Here is a 17411-nt window from a genome sequence, read left to right as displayed (position 1 = left end):
CCTGTGTGTTGCCTGCCCCTCTAGAGGGTAGAGGCGATCATCGGAAGCCCGGATCGTTCCGGTGCCGCCAAAGTTTCCACCATTTGCGCCGCGCATTAAAGCAGGGGCCACCCAATTTGCCGCTTTTCGCAGGCGCCGCCTCCGCTTAACAGGAAGCCATGTGGCAGCTCTTCCAATTCCCGCTTTGTCCCTTCTCCCGCAAGGTGCGCCTGCTGCTCGGCGAAAAGGGGATAGGCTATGACCTTGTGCGCGAATCGCCTTGGGAAGCGCGCGACGAATTTCTGGACCTCAACCCGGCCGGAACGACGCCCGTCATGGTCGATCAGGAAAAGGGATCGACGCTGATCGACAGCCAGGCGATCTGCGAATATTTCGAGGAAACGGTCGAGAAATTCCCGCTGATCTCCGGCACGGCTGCGGGCCGGGCGGAGGTGCGGCGGCTCGTCGCCTTTTTCGACCAGAATTTCTACGGCGATGTGGTCGGCCCGCTACTTCATGAGCGGATGAAGAAACGGCTGATCGAACGCGCGCCGCCCGATGCGCGGGTGCTGCGCGAGGCGATGAAGCGGGCCAATGTCCATATGGATTATATGGACTATCTGCTCGATCACCGCAGCTGGATGGCGGGCGGCACGATGAGTCTCGCCGACATCGCGGCGGCAGCGCATCTGTCGGTCGCGGACTATCTGGGCGGCATAGACTGGGCCGGGCATGAGACGGTGAAGCGCTGGTATGCAGGTTTCAAATCGCGCCCGTCCTTCCGGCCCTTGCTGTCGGAGCGGATGGAGGTCATCACCCCGCCGCCCCATTATGAAAAGCCGGATTTCTAAGCTGAGGCTAAGGAAAATCGGCTCGTCATCCCGGGCTTGACCCGGGATCCCGCTTTTCTTCCGTTCGCGCGCTGAAGGAAGTGGGACCCCGGATCAAGTCCGGGGCGACGACAGTAAAGCGAGGCGTCATGGCGTTCATTCGCCCTCAACCGCGAGATAGACGCGGTTCCGGCCATGCTCCTTGGCCAAGTACAACGCCCGGTCGGCCGCCTTCAGCGCCGCGCGCGGATCATCATGGGCCAGCACATTGGCAACGCCCGCCGAAAAGCTCACCCGTTCCATGCGCTCGCCATTGGTGCGGTTGACCAGGCTGCGCGTGGCAAGGTCCCGCCGGACATCGTCCACCGCCTCGCACGCTTCCGCCGCCGTCTTGCCGCGAAACAGCATGACGAATTCCTCGCCGCCGTGACGTGCGACATGGCACTGGTCGTTGCTCGCCTTGGCCAGCAGACCCGCAACGAACTTCAGCACCCGGTCGCCCGTGTCGTGGCCGTGCGTGTCGTTGATCACCTTGAAATGATCGATGTCGCAGAAGGCAACGGCCAGCGGCTGGCTTTCCTTTCGGGCCATCGCCACTTCCTCGCGCAATGTGCTTTCAAAAGCGCGCCGGTTGGGCAGGCCCGTCAGATGGTCATGCTCGGCGGCGCGCCGCGCATTGGCAAGGCTGGAGCGCAGCGCATGATTCTGCTTCTGGTTCTGGCGTAGCTGGCCTTCGACCTGACGGGTCTTTTCGACCATGGAGCGCGTAAGGGCTACCAGCCGCGCAAGGACGGGTTCATTTTTCGCGCCAGCGGTAAGGCCCTTCACCTCTTCCTGTAGCGCCGCGCCATAATCCTTCGCGGAATTGCGAGATTCGGTCATCAGGCCGGTAAATTCGGAGAGATTCTCTTCGACCTTTGCCAGCATCGTGGACAGCGCCTCGGGCGTCACCTCGTCCCCACGCTGCTCCGCCACGATTTCTTCGACCCAGCTGTTGCTGATCTTGCCACGCTCGGCCAGCACCGCCTTGATCGCCTTTTCCACGCCGATCTGCGACCCGGTCAGATAATCATGCGCGACGCCGAAATTCAGCGGCGTCAGGTCAAGATCATGCGCGAACAGGAAATTGCCGATCTCGTCATACAGCTTGCGCCGCCGATTGACTTCGCGATGCGCGGTGCTGCCAGAACGGGCGCGCTGGGGTTCAGCGTCGTCCGTCTCTTCCTCCGCGTCCGGTTTGCCCGACAGGCCGCGAGCCCATCGAGTCAGACGATCGGCCAGGCCGTGCTGCGGGTTTGCGGATGATGATGCCCCAGTCATGCCGGTAATAACGGATGGAACTGACTAAGGTTAAGAGCGCGGGAGTCAAAAAAAGCCCCGCCCCGGTCCACCGACAATATTGGCGTCGATCAGATGTCCGCCGCGATCAGCCAGTCGCGGAAAATGCGCACCGCGCGCGTCTGCAAGGCGCGGGGCCGACAGACGAAATAATAGCGATAGGGGCTTTCCACCCGCGTTTCGGGGAACAGGCGAACGAGCCGTGCGTCATCCGCTTCCTTGAAGTGGCTTGCATGCATCACCGCGACGCCCAGGCCCTGCGCCGCCGCCTCCAGCATCAACTGGCCCGAATCATAATTGTCGATCGCCAGCGGTTGCAGGTCCGGCAATCCGACCGCATCCTTCCACGCCTCGAACGAAAGGTTCATGTCGCGATGAAGAAGGATGGTATGCTCCGCGAGGTCCGCAGGAGACGCGATCTTCTGCGGCGATTCCAGCAGCGCCTTGCGGCCGATCAGATAAACTTCGTCATGGTCCAGCTCATGGGCATAGAGCGCCGGGTCGATATCCTTCGCAAGCACGATCGCGGCGTCCAGCCCTTCGCCCAGCCGCGCGACCGCATGTGGCGTCGTTTCGATATCGATGTGCAACTGCGGATGCTTCTGCCGCAACGCGCCCAGATGGGGGAACAGCCGCTGCGTCGCGAACAACGGCATCACCGCGAGGCGCAGGCGAAGCTGGTTGCCGCCGCTCTGGATATTCTCCAGCGCCTGGCTCAGCGAATCAAGCGCGGGCGCGATGTCGTCGAGCAGCTTCTGCCCATCGGCATTGATTTCCAACGCCTGATGCTTGCGGTCGAACAGCGGGCGACCGATGAATCGTTCCAGCGCCTGAACGCGGCGGCTGAGCGCGGGCGTGGACAGTGCCAGTTCTTCAGCCGCAGCCTTGACCGAGCCAAGACGGGCTACCTGAACAAAGGCCTCTAGGGCGGTAAGGGGCGGCAGTCTGCGCATAATTGATCTGTAGCTAAGCCATAACTCTGTTGCGACGCGTCATCGGTACGCTTCGAAGGTTGAGCGGCCTATCCCAAGTCATCCTCTTTTCACCAGCATGAAAAAGCGTCAACCGGTAAGATGCAAATTTTGCAACTGTCTCGTTCTTTTCGCAATTGCAAAATACCATGCTGCACTGCACATAGGAAAGGCCTTTCAGGCATCCTCTCCTAAAACTTTTCGGGCTGGCCTTCGGGTCGGCCCTTTTTTTGTCCCGGCCCGTCATGATCGCTGGCCCCTTTCCTTGGCGACCGGCGTTTCCTATCTCGTTACGCAGTGACAAGAATGGGGATGGCAATGGCCGAACAGGAAAGCCCGGAACGCCGAATTCAGGTAGCAAATGCGCGACCCGAAGACGCAGGACGCGGGCTTGCGCGCATTCCGCTGGCGGTAATGGCGGAACTTCATCTGGCCGAGGGCGACGTGATCGAGATAGTGGGGAAGCGGTCGACGCCTGCCCGCGTGGTCCGCCCCTATAAGGAAGATGAGGGGCTCGATGTCCTTCGTCTCGACGGGTTGCAGCGCGCCAATGCCGGGGTTGGATCGGGCGATTTCGTGCACATCAGCAAGATCGAACCACGCCCGGCCCAGCGGGTTGTGTTCGCGCCTGCACAAAATAATCTGCGACTTCAGGGCAATCCGGAAGCGTTGAAGCGTGTTTTCTTCCAGCGTCCGCTCGCGGCTGGCGACATTGTTGCGACGGCAGGCCAACAGCAGGTTCCGCCAAACGACATGCCCCCGCAGTTGCGCCAGATGCTCGCCGCGCCCGCCTATGCGCTTCAGGAAATCAGGCTGGTGGTGGTGTCCACGACGCCCAAGGGCTACGTCCAGATCGACGCCGATACCGAGATTGACCTGCGCGCCGAATATGAGGAACCCAAGGAGTCCCGGCGCGCCGATGTCACCTATGACGATGTCGGCGGCATGGCTGAAGCGATCGACCAGCTGCGCGAAATGGTGGAGCTGCCCCTGCGCTACCCCGAATTGTTCGAACGGCTGGGCGTCGACCCGCCCAAGGGCGTCCTGCTCCATGGCCCGCCGGGTACGGGCAAGACGCGCCTCGCCCGCGCCGTCGCCAATGAATCGGAGGCTGAGTTCTTCCTGATCAACGGGCCGGAGATCATGGGCTCAGCCTATGGCGAGTCGGAAAAGCAGCTGCGCGAGATATTCGAGGCAGCCACCAAATCCGCGCCATCGATCCTGTTCATCGATGAGATCGATTCGATCGCGCCCAAGCGCGGCAGCGTTACCGGCGAGACGGAAAAGCGGCTGGTTGCCCAATTGCTGACGCTTATGGACGGGCTGGAGCCGCGCACCAATCTGGTCGTGATCGCCGCTACCAACCGGCCCGAAGCGATCGACGAGGCGCTGCGCCGTCCCGGCCGTTTCGACCGCGAAATCATCGTCGGCGTTCCGGACGAGCGTGGGCGGCGGGAGATCATGGGCATCCACACCCGTGGCATGCCGCTCGGCGAGGGTGTCGATCTGGGCGAACTCGCGCGGATGACCTATGGCTTTGTCGGCGCTGATCTGGCGGCGCTCACGCGGGAGGCGGCGATCGAGACGGTGCGCCGTTTCATGCCGCGCCTCAACCTTGAGGAAGGCACCATCCCGCAAGACGTGCTGGAGGAGCTGTCCGTCACGCGCGACGACTTCATGGCGGCGATCAAGCGCGTCCAGCCATCGGCCATGCGCGAGGTGATGGTGCAGGCGCCCAATATCGGCTGGTCCGACATTGGCGGCCTGGATGATGCGCAAATGAGGCTCAAGGAAGGGGTCGAGCTGCCGCTCAAGGACCCCGACGCTTTCCGCCGCATCGGCATCCGGCCTGCCAAGGGCTTCCTCCTCTATGGCCCGCCCGGCACCGGCAAGACGCTGTTGGCCAAGGCCGTGGCACGAGAGGCGCAGGCGAACTTCATCGCGACCAAATCCAGCGATCTGCTGTCCAAATGGTATGGCGAAAGCGAACAGCAGATTGCCCGCCTGTTCGCCCGCGCGCGGCAGGTCGCGCCCACGGTCATCTTCATCGACGAATTGGACAGCCTGGTCCCCGCGCGTGGCGGCGGCCTTGGCGAACCGGCGGTGACGGAGCGGGTGGTGAACACAATCCTCTCCGAGATGGACGGGCTGGAGGAACTGCAATCGGTTGTGGTGATCGGCGCGACCAACCGGCCGACGCTGATCGATCCGGCGCTGTTGCGGCCGGGCCGTTTCGACGAGCTTATCTATGTCCCCGTGCCCGACAAGGCCGGGCGCAGGCGCATCCTGACGATCCATACCGGCAAGATGCCGCTGGGCGAGGATGTCGACCTTGATGATCTGGCGGAACGGACGGAGCGGTTCACTGGCGCGGACCTTGAGGATCTGGTCCGTCGCGCCGGTCTGATCGCGCTGCGCCAATCCCTGTCGGTGGAGCGGGTCGAGCAGGCGCATTTCAATGAGGCGCTTGAGGAAACCCGCGCTTCGGTGACGCCGGAAATGGAGCATGAATATGAAAAGATTCAATCCCAACTTAAGCAGAGCGCCATGCGGGTCGACCCCATCGGCTTTGTAACGCCGGGGATGCTCCGATCCCGTCAATCACAATCTTAACAAGGGCGAGCGATTGCGGATTGAACCCATCCGCAGTCCGCGCGTTCGCTTACCCATGGCCGGGCAATATGCCCGCCAGCATGCAAAGCGGCTTGCCAGACTTGCCGATATTTGCAAGGCCCAGACGTGAAGGCAAACAGGCGAGTATTGATGGCCTCCATTCCCTTGAAGAAAAAAGCAGATCCGGCGTCATTCCTGGGTCAGTGGAGCATGTTTTTCCGCCAGTTCGTGAAGCATCCCGGGATGATCGGTTCCGTGATCCCGTCTTCGGCTGCGCTGGTGGACAGCATGCTGGACCGGGTGGATTGGCAGCGTACGCGCCTGTTCGTGGAATATGGGCCGGGCGTCGGCACCTTCACCCGCCCTATCCTGGAGCGTATGCACCCGGACGCGAAGCTGGTGGCGATCGATCTTAACCTCGACTTCGTCGCATGGCTCGAAGCGCAGATCGACGATCCCCGCCTGCGGGTCGTGCATGGGTCGGCGGCGGACGTACGCCGCTTCATTGTTGAAGCCGGGCATCGGCAGGCTGATTATATCCTCTCGGGTATTCCCTTTTCCACCCTACCGGATGGGGTGGGCGAACTCATCTGCGCGGAAACGCAGCGCGCGCTGCGACCCGGCGGCGAATTTCTGGTCTATCAATATTCGGCATATGTCCGTCGGCTGCTAGCCGGGCAGTTCAACGAGATCGCCGAGCGGGTCGAATGGCGCAACATTCCGCCATGCCGCACCTTCCGCGCGCTGAAGGCGGAAAGTCTGGCGCAGGCCGCCTGAAATATCATCCCATCCCGTTCGCCCTGAGCCTGTTGAAGGGCCTTTCTTCTCTTCAAGGGGGTGTCGGGCTTCAACAAGCTCAACCCGGCATATTGGTTGGATCGAGATAAACTCCGTAATGCTATAGCGGAGCCAAGGCCACCCAGTGCATTTCGTCCTGCGACGCTTTCATGCTAAGGGCGCGGGCGAAAGGCTCGACCAGATGAATGACCTGACCCAGACTCCCGAAATGCTGATTGCCGCGATGGGCGCGCGCGCCCATGCCGCTGCCGTGACGCTGGCCAGCGCAAGTGACGCGCAGAAGATCGACGCCCTGCGCCGTGCCGCGCAGGCGCTTCGGGATCAGGCGCCGCAAATCCTTGCGGCGAACGCGCGCGATGTGGAAAACGCCGCCGCCAATGGCCTCTCGCCAGCCATGCTCGATCGTCTGCGTCTCGATGAAAGCCGCGTGGCGGCAACGGCCGCTGGCGTCGATCAGGTCGCCAGCCTCGACAATCCGCTTGGGCGCATCATCGACAAGCAGGTCCGGCCCAACGGTATGGAACTGTCCCGCGTCCGCGTGCCCTTGGGCGTGATCGGCATCATCTATGAAAGCCGCCCCAATGTGACCGCCGACGCCGCCGCCCTGTGCCTGCGCGCGGGCAACGCCGTGATCCTGCGCGGCGGTAGCGAGGCAAAGGAAAGCAACCGCGCCATCCACGCCGCCATGGCGGAAGGCATCGCCGCTGCGGGCCTGCCTGCCGACGCGGTGCAGTTGGTGCCGACGACGGATCGCGCCGCCGTGGGCGCATTGCTCAAGGCGTCGGACTTCATCGACCTCATCGTCCCGCGCGGAGGCAAGAGCCTTGTCGCGCGCGTGCAGGAAGAAGCTCGCGTGCCCGTGCTCGCGCATCTCGACGGCATCAACCACAGCTATATCGACGGCGCGGCCGATCCGGACATGGCGGCCAAGCTGATCGTCAACGCCAAGATGCGGCGGACGGGCATCTGCGGTGCGACCGAGACGGTGCTGATCGACAAGGCTTTTCCCGCGGCCCCCGCCATCGTGCAGGCGCTGCTCGACGCCAAGTGCGAAGTGCGCGGCGATGAGGCGGTGCAGGCGATGGACGCCCGCGTCATCGCCGCGTCGGACGAGGATTGGGATACAGAATATCTCGACGCGATCGTGTCGGTGCGCTTGGTCGATGGGCTGGGCGAAGCGCTAGCCCATATCGCTGCTCACGCGAGCCATCACACGGACGCGATCATCACCGAAGACGCGGAGAAGGCGGAGCGCTTCCTCAACGCCGTCGACAGCGCGATCGTCATGTGGAACGCCTCCACCCAGTTCGCCGATGGTGGCGAATTCGGGCTGGGCGCGGAGATCGGCATTTCGACCGGGCGGCTGCATGCGCGCGGGCCGGTGGCACTGGAAGGGCTGACGACCTACAAATGGCTGGTGCGCGGGACGGGTCAGACGCGGCCTTGATATAAGGGACCACTTCTCACCGGTCGGGCTGAGCCTGTCGAAGCCCTTCACTTTTCTTCAAAAGAAGTGGAGCCCTTCGACAAGCTCAGGGCGAACGGGGTGAGGCTGGGCATTAGCCCTTCACCACCTCATCAATCGCCTTGAGCTTCTCTAATAACGATCCCATCCACTCCAGCGGCAGCATGACCGGCCCATCCGAAGGCGCTCGATCCGGATCATCATGAGCCTCGGCAAACACCGCCGCAACGCCCGCCGCCACTGCACTGCGCGCCAGAACCGGCGCAAATTCCCGCTGGCCACCCGAAGCTGACCCCAGCCCACCCGGCTGCTGCACCGAATGGGTGGCGTCGAACACCACCGGATAACCAGTTGCCCCCATCACCGGCAGCGACCGCATGTCGCTGACCAGTGTATTGTATCCAAAACTTGCCCCGCGCTCCGTCAGCAATATCCGCTCATTGCCTGTCGAAGCGACCTTCTGCGCCACCGCCGCCACATCCCAGGGAGCAAGGAACTGCCCCTTCTTCACATTCACCACAGCGCCTGTCCGCCCCGCCGCCAGCAAAAGGTCGGTCTGGCGACACAGGAATGCCGGGATTTGCAAAATATCCACCGCCTGCGCCGCCGCGTCCACTTGCCCCGCCTCATGCACATCGGTCAGTATCGGACAGCCCAACTGCGTCTTCACCTCCGCCAGTATCGCCAGCCCCGCATCGATCCCCACACCACGCTGGCCCGACACTGAAGTCCGGTTCGCCTTGTCGAACGAGGATTTGAAGATGAACGGCACGCCTGCCTTTTCCGCCACCTCCGCCAGCTTTTCCGCCATCATCATCGCATGATCGCGGCTCTCAATCTGGCAGGGGCCGGAAATCAGCACGAAGGGTAGGTCGTTGCCGATCGTCACCGACCCGATCGAAACATGGCGTTGCTGTGTCATGCCGTTCACTTCGGCGCTTTCGCAAAACGGCGCAAGAGCTGTCCCCGCCACAGCCCCTTGCCCGGATGATAGTTCCAGCAGAACCAGCCGCACACCAGGCAGGCAAGCAGCGCAGGCAGCGCCATCGGATCGCCATTGTCGCGCATGTGCCGGTAAAAGGCAAAGTCCGCCCGCCACCGGTCCCGCTCGCTGCCGCCGCCATTGATGCCATAGGCATTGTCATGTTTCCGGCAGCCGATGTTTCGGTTGTATTTGCGGTGATCTATGAAATAGCAGTAGTCGCGTTCGGGTGTCGTCATGGCCCGATGTGGAACAGGGGCCATGCAAAAGTTCAAGCGTAAAGTCTTCTACCTTGGCGGTTTCGATCCGCGCGGGGTGCGTTTTTATCACCAACTCTATCGTGAGCAGGCGGAGCGCTATGCGCGCCTCTCCGGCGAGCAGGTGGAGGTAAGCGCGCGCCGGTCAGGCCCGGCCTCCTCCGCCATCTGGACCGTCACCAACCACAGCGCCGGCGTCGAAACCGACTATGAATTCCTCCGCTGGGAGGATTTGGTCGGCAAGGTGTGGATCCGCAATCCGCTGCTTCTCGCATGGCGATCGATCGCTACCTACGCCGCCCACGCCCGCCACATGCAGTTCCTGCGGATGCGAAAGCTGCGGCCCGGCCCGGTCATCACCATCCTCTACCCGCCGCTACTCGCCATCCTGATCCCGCTCGCACTGGCACTGATCCCCGCTTTGCTGCTGTCACTGCTCATGCCCTTCTGGGCGGCGGCGTTGATCGGCATCGGCATCAGCACCCTGCTTTCGGGTCGATTGCTTAACAAACTAATTGTCCCCTGGCTGTTGCGCTTCATGTATTACAACCACAGCGTCGCCGCGCGCGGTCCCGGCGAGGAAATGGATGCCCGCCTCGATCAGTTCGCCGCCCGCATTGCGCAGGAGATCGACGGCCCGTGGGACGAAGTCATCTTCGCATCTCACAGCAACGGCACCATCTACGCCATGAGCGTCCTTCGCCGCATCCTGGACCTGCACGAGGGCAGACCGCTGCCGCACAACTTCACCGCCCTGACGCTGGGCCAAGTCGTCCCCGTCATCGCCCTGCGCAAGGACGCACGCTGGTATCATGCCGACCTGAAAGCGCTGGACGAGGGGCAGTTCCGCCTCGTCGATTTCTCCGCCCCACCTGATGGCGCCGCCTATCACGACGTCCACCCCATCCGCCTTGTGTCGGATCGCTGCGCCGCCCGCGTCGATCTACTCTCGCCGCGCTTCCACCTCTTTTACGATCCGGAAAATTATCACAGCGGCTGGTCGAACAAATATGAAGCGCATTTCGACTATCTGCGCGTCGGCGATCGCCTGTCGCCGGTCGATTATGTCAGCTTGACCGCTGGCCGCCGCACGATCGATCAAGCCATCGCCGCATTCAGAGCCATCCCGTGACCGAACCTTTCACGCCTCCCTATCCACAGCCGCCCCGGACCAAACGCGGCCTGATGAAGCGTTTTCTGCGCGGCTGGCACAGCTGGATCCATGTGCTGTTCGAAAAAAGCTATACGATGAAGCTGGGCGAAATCCGCATGCCCGGCCAGATCATGTATATCGCCAACGAACTGCCGCTGGTGGACAAGGTGCTGCGCGGCGGCACGGCCTTTCCCAAGCACCGCGAACTGGTCCGCAACCTTTCGCCGCTGATCGGCAACAGCGTTTTTTCCGCCAATGGCGAGGATTGGGAAAGCCAGCGCGCCATGGTGAACCCGGCCTTTGCCCATACGGCGCTGCACCGGTCCATGCCGCTGATGGTCGCGGCCGCCGACGATCTGCTCGCGCGCATCGATGCCGCTGACCGCACCAAGCCCGTCGATATCGACCCGATGATGACCCACGTGGCGGCCGACATCATCTTCCGCACGCTCTTTTCCGAAGCTTTGGACGAGCATCGCTCCAACATTATCCACAACGCCTTCGGCAAGTTCCAGCGTTACGCCCACAGCGCATCGATGCTGCGTCTCTATGGCTTCCCCGCGCGCTGGTTCGAAAAGCGATCGCTCAAGCCCGCCAAAGCGATCCACGATGTCTTCCGCCCGATTGTCCAGGCCCGCTATCACGGTTTTCACCAGCGCGGAGAGTCACCGCACAAGGACATCCTCCAATCGCTGATCGAGGCGAAGCATCCCGAAACCGGGGAGCCTTTTACCCTGCAGCAGGTGATGGATCAGGTCTCGACCGTCTTCCTCGCGGGCCATGAAACATCGGCCAGCACCATGACCTGGGCGCTCTACATGCTGGCCGAATGCGCCCATATCCAAGGTGCCGCACGGGCGGAAATATTGGCGCTGGCGGGCAACGCGCCGCTCACCGCCGCGATGCTCAAAGACATGGGACATGTCCGCAACATCTTCCGCGAGACGTTGCGCCTCTATCCCCCCGTCGCCTTCTTCCCGCGCGAAGTGCCTTGCCCGATGCCGATGCGCGACAAGCAATTGGAGGAAGGCGCGATGCTCGTCGTCGCGCCTTGGCTCACGCAGCGTAACAAGGATAATTGGGGCTGCCCGCACAGCTTTGATCCCGACCGCTTCGACGATCCCGCCAATGCCGAGATGGTGAAACAGGCCTGGTTCCCCTTCGGCCGAGGCCCCCGCGTCTGCGTCGGCGCGGGCTTCGCCCAGCAGGAGGTGATGACCGTGATCGCCAGCGTCCTGCGCCGCTATCGCCTGTCCGTGCCGGAAGGGTTCAAACCCGAGCCGATCAGCCGCCTTACGATAAGGCCGAAAACGGGGATGAAGCTGATGTTCGAGGCGATGCGTTGAGCGGTTGAGGCATGATGTTCCCCCTCCCGCAGGCGGGAGGGGGCTAGGGGGTGGGTCAGCGCAACGTCCGTGAGGTCTTCAGCGGCTAACCCAGGAGCTCGCTCCGCTCGCGCCCACCCCTAACCCCTCCCGCCTGCGGGAGGGGAATAAGACTACACCGCAGACCATGGCCTACCCCCTGATCCGCCCCACCATCGCCTGCCCCATCGTCCGCTGCTGCACATAGCGCCTTTTCAACACCACGCTCGCCACCAGCAACGGCACGCCGATCATCACGCAAATCGCTCCCAACATCGGCGGCCACAGCCCGAACAGGCTATGCACATCCAGCGCCGACGGCGTCAGCACCAGCAGATACCCCGCCGTCAGCAGCCACAGCCCCCAGCGCCTCGGCCGCACAGCCACCATGCGCATTTCATGCCGGTGCGCCTTGCGCCCTTCCTTGGTGGACAGATCATGATGCTTCATCGCCTGCCATAAAAGCGGCAAAGCGCCCCTTATGTCCAGCGCAATGGGCTGGCGTCGCCTGCACATTTCCGCTATCGCCTCCCAATCCCCGGGGGACCGCTCACAAGCGGTTGAGAGGCGGCTGATGTGGCTGCGACCCGTTGAACCTGATCCGGATGAGACCGGCGTAGGGAGGGAGGGCTTGTCACAGGCATGTCCGCATCCTCCTTCCGCCCAGCGAAGAAGAGGAGGACGGAGCTGCCATGGACACCATCTCCATCCTCACCCTGCGCCTGTCCGAAGCCATCGGCTTGTACATGATCGTCGTCGGCATCGGCGGCCTCATGGCGCCGTCCCGCTGGCGAGCGATGGTGGATGATCTGGAGCGCTCGCCCGGCCTCGTCATGGCGCTCGGCTTCCCCGTCTTCGTCGTCGGCACGGCTCTCGTCCTCATCCACAGCATCTGGACCGATCTGCTGGCCGTCATCGTCAGCCTGATCGGCTATGTTGCACTGATAGAGGGCGCCCTGCTGCTCGCCATCCCCGCGCCGCTCATCAGGATCGGCCGCTGGTCCCTCAACTTCACCCGCGCCTGGGCAGCCGTCAGCATTGTCCTGGGCATCCTCCTCTTCCTCGCGGGCCTCACCGGCCGCGCAACCGTCATCGCCTGAAAGGAACCACCACCATGGCCGACATTCCCGCCCGCACCGAAATGCGCGTCACCACCGGGCCTATTCGCGGCTCGCGCAAAATCCATGTCGGCCCGCTCAAGGTCGCCATGCGCGAGATCGACCTCGAACCCGGCAGCGGCGAGCCGCCCGTCCGTGTCTACGACACCTCCGGCCCCTACACCGATCCGAACGCGCGCATCGACATCATGGCGGGCCTGCCCACGCTGCGCCGCGACTGGATCGTTGGTCGGGGCGATGTAGAAGAATATGACGCCCGCGCCATCCAGCCCGAGGATAACGGCCTCAAAGGCCCCGACCGCAGCGGCGGCGTCCAGCCTTTCCCCCATGTCGTGAAGCGCCCCCTGCGCGCGAAGCCCGGCATGAACGTCTCCCAGATGCATTATGCCCGGCGCGGCATCATCACGCCGGAGATGGAATATGTCGCCGAGCGCGAGAATCTCGGCCGTGCCCGCCTCGCCGAATATGTGCGCGACGGGCAGGATTGGGGGGCGGAAATCCCCGACTATGTGACGCCGGAGTTCGTCCGCGACGAGGTCGCCCGTGGCCGCGCCATCATCCCCAACAACATCAACCACCCTGAAACCGAGCCGATGGCGATCGGCCGCAATTTCCTGGTGAAGATCAACGCCAATATCGGCAATTCGGCGGTCGCCTCCGATGTGGCGAGCGAAGTCGACAAGCTGGTCTGGTCGATCCGCTGGGGCGCGGACACTGTGATGGACCTCTCCACCGGCCGAAACATCCACGACACGCGCGAGTGGATCATGCGCAACTCGCCGGTCCCGATCGGCACTGTGCCCATTTACCAGGCGCTGGAAAAGGTCGGCGGCATTGCCGAAGAGCTGACCTGGGACATCTTCCGCGACACGCTGATCGAGCAGGCTGAGCAGGGCGTCGATTATTTCACCATCCATGCGGGCGTGCGCCTGCCCTATATCCCCATGACCGCCAAGCGCGTCACCGGCATAGTCTCGCGCGGCGGGTCGATCATGGCGAAATGGTGCCTCGCCCATCACAAGGAAAGCTTCCTCTACGAGCATTTCGACGAGATCACCGAGATCATGAAGGCCTATGACATCGCCTATAGCCTCGGCGATGGCCTGCGCCCCGGTTCGATCGCGGACGCCAATGACGAAGCGCAGTTTGCCGAGCTCTACACGCTGGGCGAACTGACCAAGCGCGCCTGGGAACAGGATGTGCAGGTGATGATCGAGGGGCCGGGCCATGTGCCCATGCACAAGATCAAGCAGAATATGGAAAAGCAGCTTGAGGCTTGCGGCGAGGCGCCTTTCTATACGCTCGGGCCGCTAACCACTGACATCGCGCCGGGCTATGATCATATCACCAGCGGCATCGGCGCTGCGATGATCGGCTGGTACGGCACGGCGATGCTCTGCTACGTCACGCCCAAGGAGCATCTGGGCCTGCCCGACCGCGATGACGTCAAGGTCGGCGTCGTCACCTACAAGCTCGCCGCCCACGCAGCAGACCTTGCCAAGGGCCACCCGGCCGCCAAGGTCCGCGACGATGCGCTGTCCCGCGCCCGCTTCGAATTCCGCTGGCGCGACCAGTTCAACCTGTCGCTCGATCCGGACACGGCGGAGAAATATCACGACCAGACCCTGCCCGCCGAGGGCGCGAAGACTGCGCATTTCTGCTCCATGTGCGGGCCAAAGTTCTGCTCGATGAAGATCACGCAGGAGGTTCGTGACTTCGCAGCGAAGCAGAACCAGCCCGCCGACTCATTCATCGCAGCCGAAGATGCGGAAAAAGGCATGGCCGAAATGAGCGAGACTTTTAAGAACAAGGGGGGCGAGATTTACCTGCCAGCTTCGGAATAATCCAACCAAGCCCATGAAATATCATAGGCTGTAGATGGCGGGCGGGGTTATACCTTCTGATATACCCCGCCATAGCAGTGCGGTCGGTCCGGCCTAGGTGGTAGCCTCCCTCAACCCTGAAAAAGAGGAGGCTAGCCTTGGCTGAGGAACCCACCATTTTGGCTGCGACCGAAGACCGGCGCCGCTTTTTGAAAACCTGCGGTCGCTTCGCTGCGACTGTTCCCCCGGCAATGACGATCATGTTGTCGACCTCCCTGTCGTCACAGGCGATCGCGGCATCGGGCGGCGGCGGTGGCGGCGGCCCCAAGGGCAATAATGGTGTCGGCAACGGCCCCGATCCCCAGCCCCCGGGCAACCCGCCGATCAATGACGGCCCCGGCACCGGCCCGGGCAATCCGGGTAACAAGGGCGGGAAAAAGCACTGAGCGCTGAGGTTCAGCGGATAGATGGCGAATGGGCGGAGCGCCCTGACGGGGCGGAATTGATGCTGCGCCTTACACCCGGGACTTCGATGACCTTCATCGGCGATCAGCCGGTGATCGTTTCGCAGTCCCGGCACGCCATTTATGAACTGAACCAGATAGCAGGCTATATCGGATGCCGCCTTGAGGACGGCGTGTCCCTGTCGCAACTTGCGCAGGAAGTTGCCGACCGGGGCGTCGGTCAGGCCGCGTCCATGCTCGACACGGTACTGGCGGAATGGTCCCACTCCGGGCTGGTCCGCGCCACTGCCCGCCCGCCCGCATCCGCGCCCATCCTGACGCAATCCATATCGCTCGGCGGTCGCGCCCTCATGCTGCGCTATCATGACGAGGCGCTGGTACGGCACGTGGCGCCGCTTTTCGCCCATCTTCAAACGGACGCGGCCCCAGCGCCGTCCTGCACCCTCTATCATCTCTGGCAAAGCAACGGGCTTTGCCTCTTCAGCCGTGATGCGGGCGATGCCTCCGTCCTGCAACTCCATCAGGCCGCCACCCTGGTCAAGGCGCAGATCATCCAGGACATCATCGATGATCCCCGCTGGAACCTGGCGCTGCATGCGGGCTGCGTCAGCCGCAATGGAAAGGCGCTGCTCCTGACCGGGCCTCCGGGGGCGGGGAAGACGACCCTGACCTCGTGGCTGATCGGCAGCGGCTTTGCCTATCATGGCGATGATATCAGCATGCTGGGACCAGACGGCCAAGTGCTGGGCCTTCCCTTTCTGCCAACCGTGAAATCGGGCGCCTGGCCGATGATGGCCGCACGTTACCCGGGGCAACTCCAGCCGCTGATCCATTGGCGGCCCGATGGGCGGCGGGTGCGTTACCTCGCCTTGTCGCGGCCTTCGGGGCAAGCCCCCCTGCCGGTTGGCTGGATATTGAAGCTGCGGCGGACGAAGGGCGCGCCCGCGCGCCTGATCCCGCAACATCCCACGACACTGGTCAAGCATCTGCTCTCCGAAGCCGCCTCATGCAGCGGAGAGGCCAGCCGTCCCGCGATCGACAGCCTGATCCGCGCCGTCGGCGGCGCCCGGACCTGCGAACTGGAATATGACAATCTGGATGAAGCGGCCGCGCTGCTGGGAGCATTTTGTGATCCGGCTTGATCATCTCCATGGCCTGTTGTCCTGCCTGCGCGGCCAAACACCCTCGCATGCCGATTGGCCCCGTATCATTGCCCTCGCCAACAAAACCTTGTGCAGCCCCGCCGTGGCCGCGCGGCTTAGAAAAGCCGGACGCTTTCCCACACTGCCATCGGACGTCGCGACGTTTTTCGCCGAGATGGAAAGACGCAATGGCGACCGTAACGATCGCATCATGGCGCAACTGGACGAAGCCGCCGCGACCATGAACGCGGCCGGTGTGTCGCCGATCCTGCTGAAGGGCACCGCATGGCTGGCCCATGCGCCACCGGACGAACGTGCCGCCCGTATGCTGGCGGACATCGACCTGATGGTGCCCGCCAATCGTTTCCTGCCCATGATCGATCAGCTGCGCGGCATCGGCTACTGCCCTGACACGTCCGATCCCCAACCCGGAGTGCCCGCTGTCCTCTCGCGCCCGCAGGATACGGCGACGATCGACCTTCACTCCGATTATGGCAGCATCAACACGCTCTCCTATAGCTTTGACGATCTCGCGCAAAATGCCGCCCTGCTGGAACTGGCGGGCGGCATAGTCCTGCTGCCATCGCCGGTTGCATGCACCGCGATATTGTTGCTGCATGACCAGTTGAAGGGCAGAGACTATTTGCGCGGCCGGATCGACCTGCGCCACCTGCTGGACATGCAGTCCTTCGCCCGCCGTTTCCAGCAGGATGATTGGGATGAGCTGAACCGGCATTTCCAGTCCGGCTATGCGCGCAACGCGATGCGCACTCAGTTGCTCACGGCGCGCAAGTTGCTCGGCATGGAAGTGCCACGCGCCCTCAGGCGGGGCATCCGCGCGCGGCTTCAATATATACGGCGCCTGGCCCAGTTGCGCTGGCCGGGTCTGGCGCCCTTTCTGACCTTCCTGTCCCTCCTCGATCCCAGTTATATACTCGCCCGCCGCGCCGCCCGAAGGACGCTGCTCGACGGCGAGCCGATCGCGGCCTCCGGACTGCCGCGGCGTGAAAGCCTGGAACGGCTGTTCATCCGCAACGAACTGGGGAAAATATAGGAAAGGCCCTGCCGTCCTTTCACCATTTGGACGTAATCCTTCCGCCACCGCCCCCAGGAA

16 protein-coding genes and 1 riboswitch are annotated in these 17411 nt (G+C 63.1%); of the genes, 11 read left to right on the top strand and 5 right to left on the bottom strand.

Going from position 1 to position 17411, the window contains the following annotated elements; translation table 11 throughout:
- Positions 1-158 precede the first annotated feature (158 nt).
- The gene (locus AC6JBC_RS00250; RefSeq protein ID WP_196225035.1) at positions 159-830 is read left to right on the top strand and encodes a glutathione S-transferase family protein; all 672 of its coding nucleotides are present in this window, start codon (positions 159-161) and stop codon (positions 828-830) included.
- 135 nt (positions 831-965) lie between these two features.
- Here the strand turns inward: AC6JBC_RS00250 and AC6JBC_RS00245 are convergent, their stop codons facing one another.
- Positions 966-2129 (bottom strand): GGDEF domain-containing protein, encoded by a 1164-nt coding sequence (locus AC6JBC_RS00245; RefSeq protein ID WP_498024727.1) that lies wholly within the window; start codon positions 2127-2129, stop codon positions 966-968.
- 89 nt (positions 2130-2218) lie between these two features.
- Positions 2219-3100 carry a LysR substrate-binding domain-containing protein gene (locus AC6JBC_RS00240; RefSeq protein WP_498024725.1) on the bottom strand — a complete coding sequence of 294 codons (882 nt, stop codon included), beginning with the start codon at positions 3098-3100 and terminating at the stop codon, positions 2219-2221.
- Between the two features lie 336 nt (positions 3101-3436).
- Between AC6JBC_RS00240 and AC6JBC_RS00235 the strand changes: the two genes are divergently transcribed.
- The 3 genes from AC6JBC_RS00235 to AC6JBC_RS00225 all read left to right on the top strand — a co-directional run bounded on the left by AC6JBC_RS00235 (position 3437) and on the right by AC6JBC_RS00225 (position 7976).
- The gene (locus AC6JBC_RS00235) at positions 3437-5731 is read left to right on the top strand and encodes a CDC48 family AAA ATPase (RefSeq protein WP_498024724.1); all 2295 of its coding nucleotides are present in this window, start codon (positions 3437-3439) and stop codon (positions 5729-5731) included.
- 150 nt (positions 5732-5881) lie between these two features.
- A complete protein-coding gene (locus tag AC6JBC_RS00230) occupies positions 5882-6508 on the top strand; it encodes a class I SAM-dependent methyltransferase (RefSeq protein ID WP_464787880.1) in 627 nt (208 codons plus the stop codon).
- A 202-nt stretch (positions 6509-6710) separates the two neighbouring features.
- Positions 6711-7976, top strand: coding sequence for a glutamate-5-semialdehyde dehydrogenase (locus AC6JBC_RS00225; protein WP_498024722.1), 1266 nt, complete (start codon positions 6711-6713; stop codon positions 7974-7976).
- 112 nt (positions 7977-8088) lie between these two features.
- Here the strand turns inward: AC6JBC_RS00225 and kdsA are convergent, their stop codons facing one another.
- Both kdsA and AC6JBC_RS00215 read right to left on the bottom strand, forming a co-directional pair.
- On the bottom strand, positions 8089-8916 hold the full coding sequence (gene kdsA, locus AC6JBC_RS00220) for a 3-deoxy-8-phosphooctulonate synthase (protein WP_498024721.1): 828 nt from the start codon (positions 8914-8916) through the stop codon (positions 8089-8091).
- A 5-nt stretch (positions 8917-8921) separates the two neighbouring features.
- Positions 8922-9215 carry a hypothetical protein gene (locus AC6JBC_RS00215; RefSeq protein ID WP_464787882.1) on the bottom strand — a complete coding sequence of 98 codons (294 nt, stop codon included), beginning with the start codon at positions 9213-9215 and terminating at the stop codon, positions 8922-8924.
- Positions 9216-9237: 22 nt separating this feature from the next.
- Between AC6JBC_RS00215 and AC6JBC_RS00210 the strand changes: the two genes are divergently transcribed.
- Both AC6JBC_RS00210 and AC6JBC_RS00205 read left to right on the top strand, forming a co-directional pair.
- Positions 9238-10365, top strand: coding sequence for a tudor domain-containing protein (locus tag AC6JBC_RS00210; RefSeq protein WP_498024720.1), 1128 nt, complete (start codon positions 9238-9240; stop codon positions 10363-10365).
- Positions 10362-11732 carry a cytochrome P450 gene (locus AC6JBC_RS00205; RefSeq protein ID WP_498024719.1) on the top strand — a complete coding sequence of 457 codons (1371 nt, stop codon included), beginning with the start codon at positions 10362-10364 and terminating at the stop codon, positions 11730-11732. Before AC6JBC_RS00210 ends, AC6JBC_RS00205 begins: the two co-directional genes overlap by 4 nt.
- 171 nt (positions 11733-11903) lie before the next feature.
- Here the strand turns inward: AC6JBC_RS00205 and AC6JBC_RS00200 are convergent, their stop codons facing one another.
- Positions 11904-12200 carry a hypothetical protein gene (locus AC6JBC_RS00200; protein WP_498025965.1) on the bottom strand — a complete coding sequence of 99 codons (297 nt, stop codon included), beginning with the start codon at positions 12198-12200 and terminating at the stop codon, positions 11904-11906.
- Between the two features lie 79 nt (positions 12201-12279).
- Positions 12280-12390: riboswitch (TPP riboswitch) on the top strand.
- A 52-nt stretch (positions 12391-12442) separates the two neighbouring features.
- Between AC6JBC_RS00200 and AC6JBC_RS00195 the strand changes: the two genes are divergently transcribed.
- The 5 genes from AC6JBC_RS00195 (at position 12443) to AC6JBC_RS00175 (ending at position 17351) form a co-directional block, all read left to right on the top strand.
- Positions 12443-12850 (top strand): DUF2065 family protein, encoded by a 408-nt coding sequence (locus AC6JBC_RS00195; protein WP_498024717.1) that lies wholly within the window; start codon positions 12443-12445, stop codon positions 12848-12850.
- Positions 12851-12864: 14 nt separating this feature from the next.
- The gene (gene thiC / locus AC6JBC_RS00190) at positions 12865-14712 is read left to right on the top strand and encodes a phosphomethylpyrimidine synthase ThiC (RefSeq protein WP_498024716.1); all 1848 of its coding nucleotides are present in this window, start codon (positions 12865-12867) and stop codon (positions 14710-14712) included.
- A gap of 137 nt (positions 14713-14849) precedes the next feature.
- Complete coding sequence (locus tag AC6JBC_RS00185; protein ID WP_498024715.1) at positions 14850-15137, top strand: hypothetical protein; 288 nt, start codon at positions 14850-14852, stop codon at positions 15135-15137.
- 59 nt (positions 15138-15196) lie between these two features.
- Positions 15197-16297 (top strand): hypothetical protein, encoded by a 1101-nt coding sequence (locus AC6JBC_RS00180; RefSeq protein WP_498024714.1) that lies wholly within the window; start codon positions 15197-15199, stop codon positions 16295-16297.
- A complete protein-coding gene (locus AC6JBC_RS00175; RefSeq protein ID WP_498024712.1) occupies positions 16284-17351 on the top strand; it encodes a nucleotidyltransferase family protein in 1068 nt (355 codons plus the stop codon). The genes AC6JBC_RS00180 and AC6JBC_RS00175 overlap by 14 nt, the downstream gene beginning before the upstream one ends.
- The last annotated feature ends 60 nt before the right edge of the window (positions 17352-17411 follow it).

The organism is Sphingobium sp. RC1 (assembly GCF_059738765.1).
Note: the sequence above shows the minus strand (reverse complement) of the source record. Positions and strands in the feature narration are given on the sequence as shown.

What these genes read in the sequence shown, in the direction of transcription:
- AC6JBC_RS00250 (WP_196225035.1), top strand. Translation starts at nt 159, where the DNA reads ATGTGGCAGCTCTTCCAATTCCCGCTTTGTCCCTTCTCCCGCAAGGTG.
- AC6JBC_RS00245 (WP_498024727.1), bottom strand. Translation starts at nt 2,129, where the DNA reads ATGACTGGGGCATCATCATCCGCAAACCCGCAGCACGGCCTGGCCGAT.
- AC6JBC_RS00240 (WP_498024725.1), bottom strand. Translation starts at nt 3,100, where the DNA reads ATGCGCAGACTGCCGCCCCTTACCGCCCTAGAGGCCTTTGTTCAGGTA.
- AC6JBC_RS00235 (WP_498024724.1), top strand. Translation starts at nt 3,437, where the DNA reads ATGGCCGAACAGGAAAGCCCGGAACGCCGAATTCAGGTAGCAAATGCG.
- AC6JBC_RS00230 (WP_464787880.1), top strand. Translation starts at nt 5,882, where the DNA reads ATGGCCTCCATTCCCTTGAAGAAAAAAGCAGATCCGGCGTCATTCCTG.
- AC6JBC_RS00225 (WP_498024722.1), top strand. Translation starts at nt 6,711, where the DNA reads ATGAATGACCTGACCCAGACTCCCGAAATGCTGATTGCCGCGATGGGC.
- kdsA (WP_498024721.1), bottom strand. Translation starts at nt 8,916, where the DNA reads ATGACACAGCAACGCCATGTTTCGATCGGGTCGGTGACGATCGGCAAC.
- AC6JBC_RS00215 (WP_464787882.1), bottom strand. Translation starts at nt 9,215, where the DNA reads ATGACGACACCCGAACGCGACTACTGCTATTTCATAGATCACCGCAAA.
- AC6JBC_RS00210 (WP_498024720.1), top strand. Translation starts at nt 9,238, where the DNA reads ATGCAAAAGTTCAAGCGTAAAGTCTTCTACCTTGGCGGTTTCGATCCG.
- AC6JBC_RS00200 (WP_498025965.1), bottom strand. Translation starts at nt 12,200, where the DNA reads ATGAAGCATCATGATCTGTCCACCAAGGAAGGGCGCAAGGCGCACCGG.
- AC6JBC_RS00195 (WP_498024717.1), top strand. Translation starts at nt 12,443, where the DNA reads ATGGACACCATCTCCATCCTCACCCTGCGCCTGTCCGAAGCCATCGGC.
- thiC (WP_498024716.1), top strand. Translation starts at nt 12,865, where the DNA reads ATGGCCGACATTCCCGCCCGCACCGAAATGCGCGTCACCACCGGGCCT.
- AC6JBC_RS00180 (WP_498024714.1), top strand. Translation starts at nt 15,197, where the DNA reads ATGCTGCGCCTTACACCCGGGACTTCGATGACCTTCATCGGCGATCAG.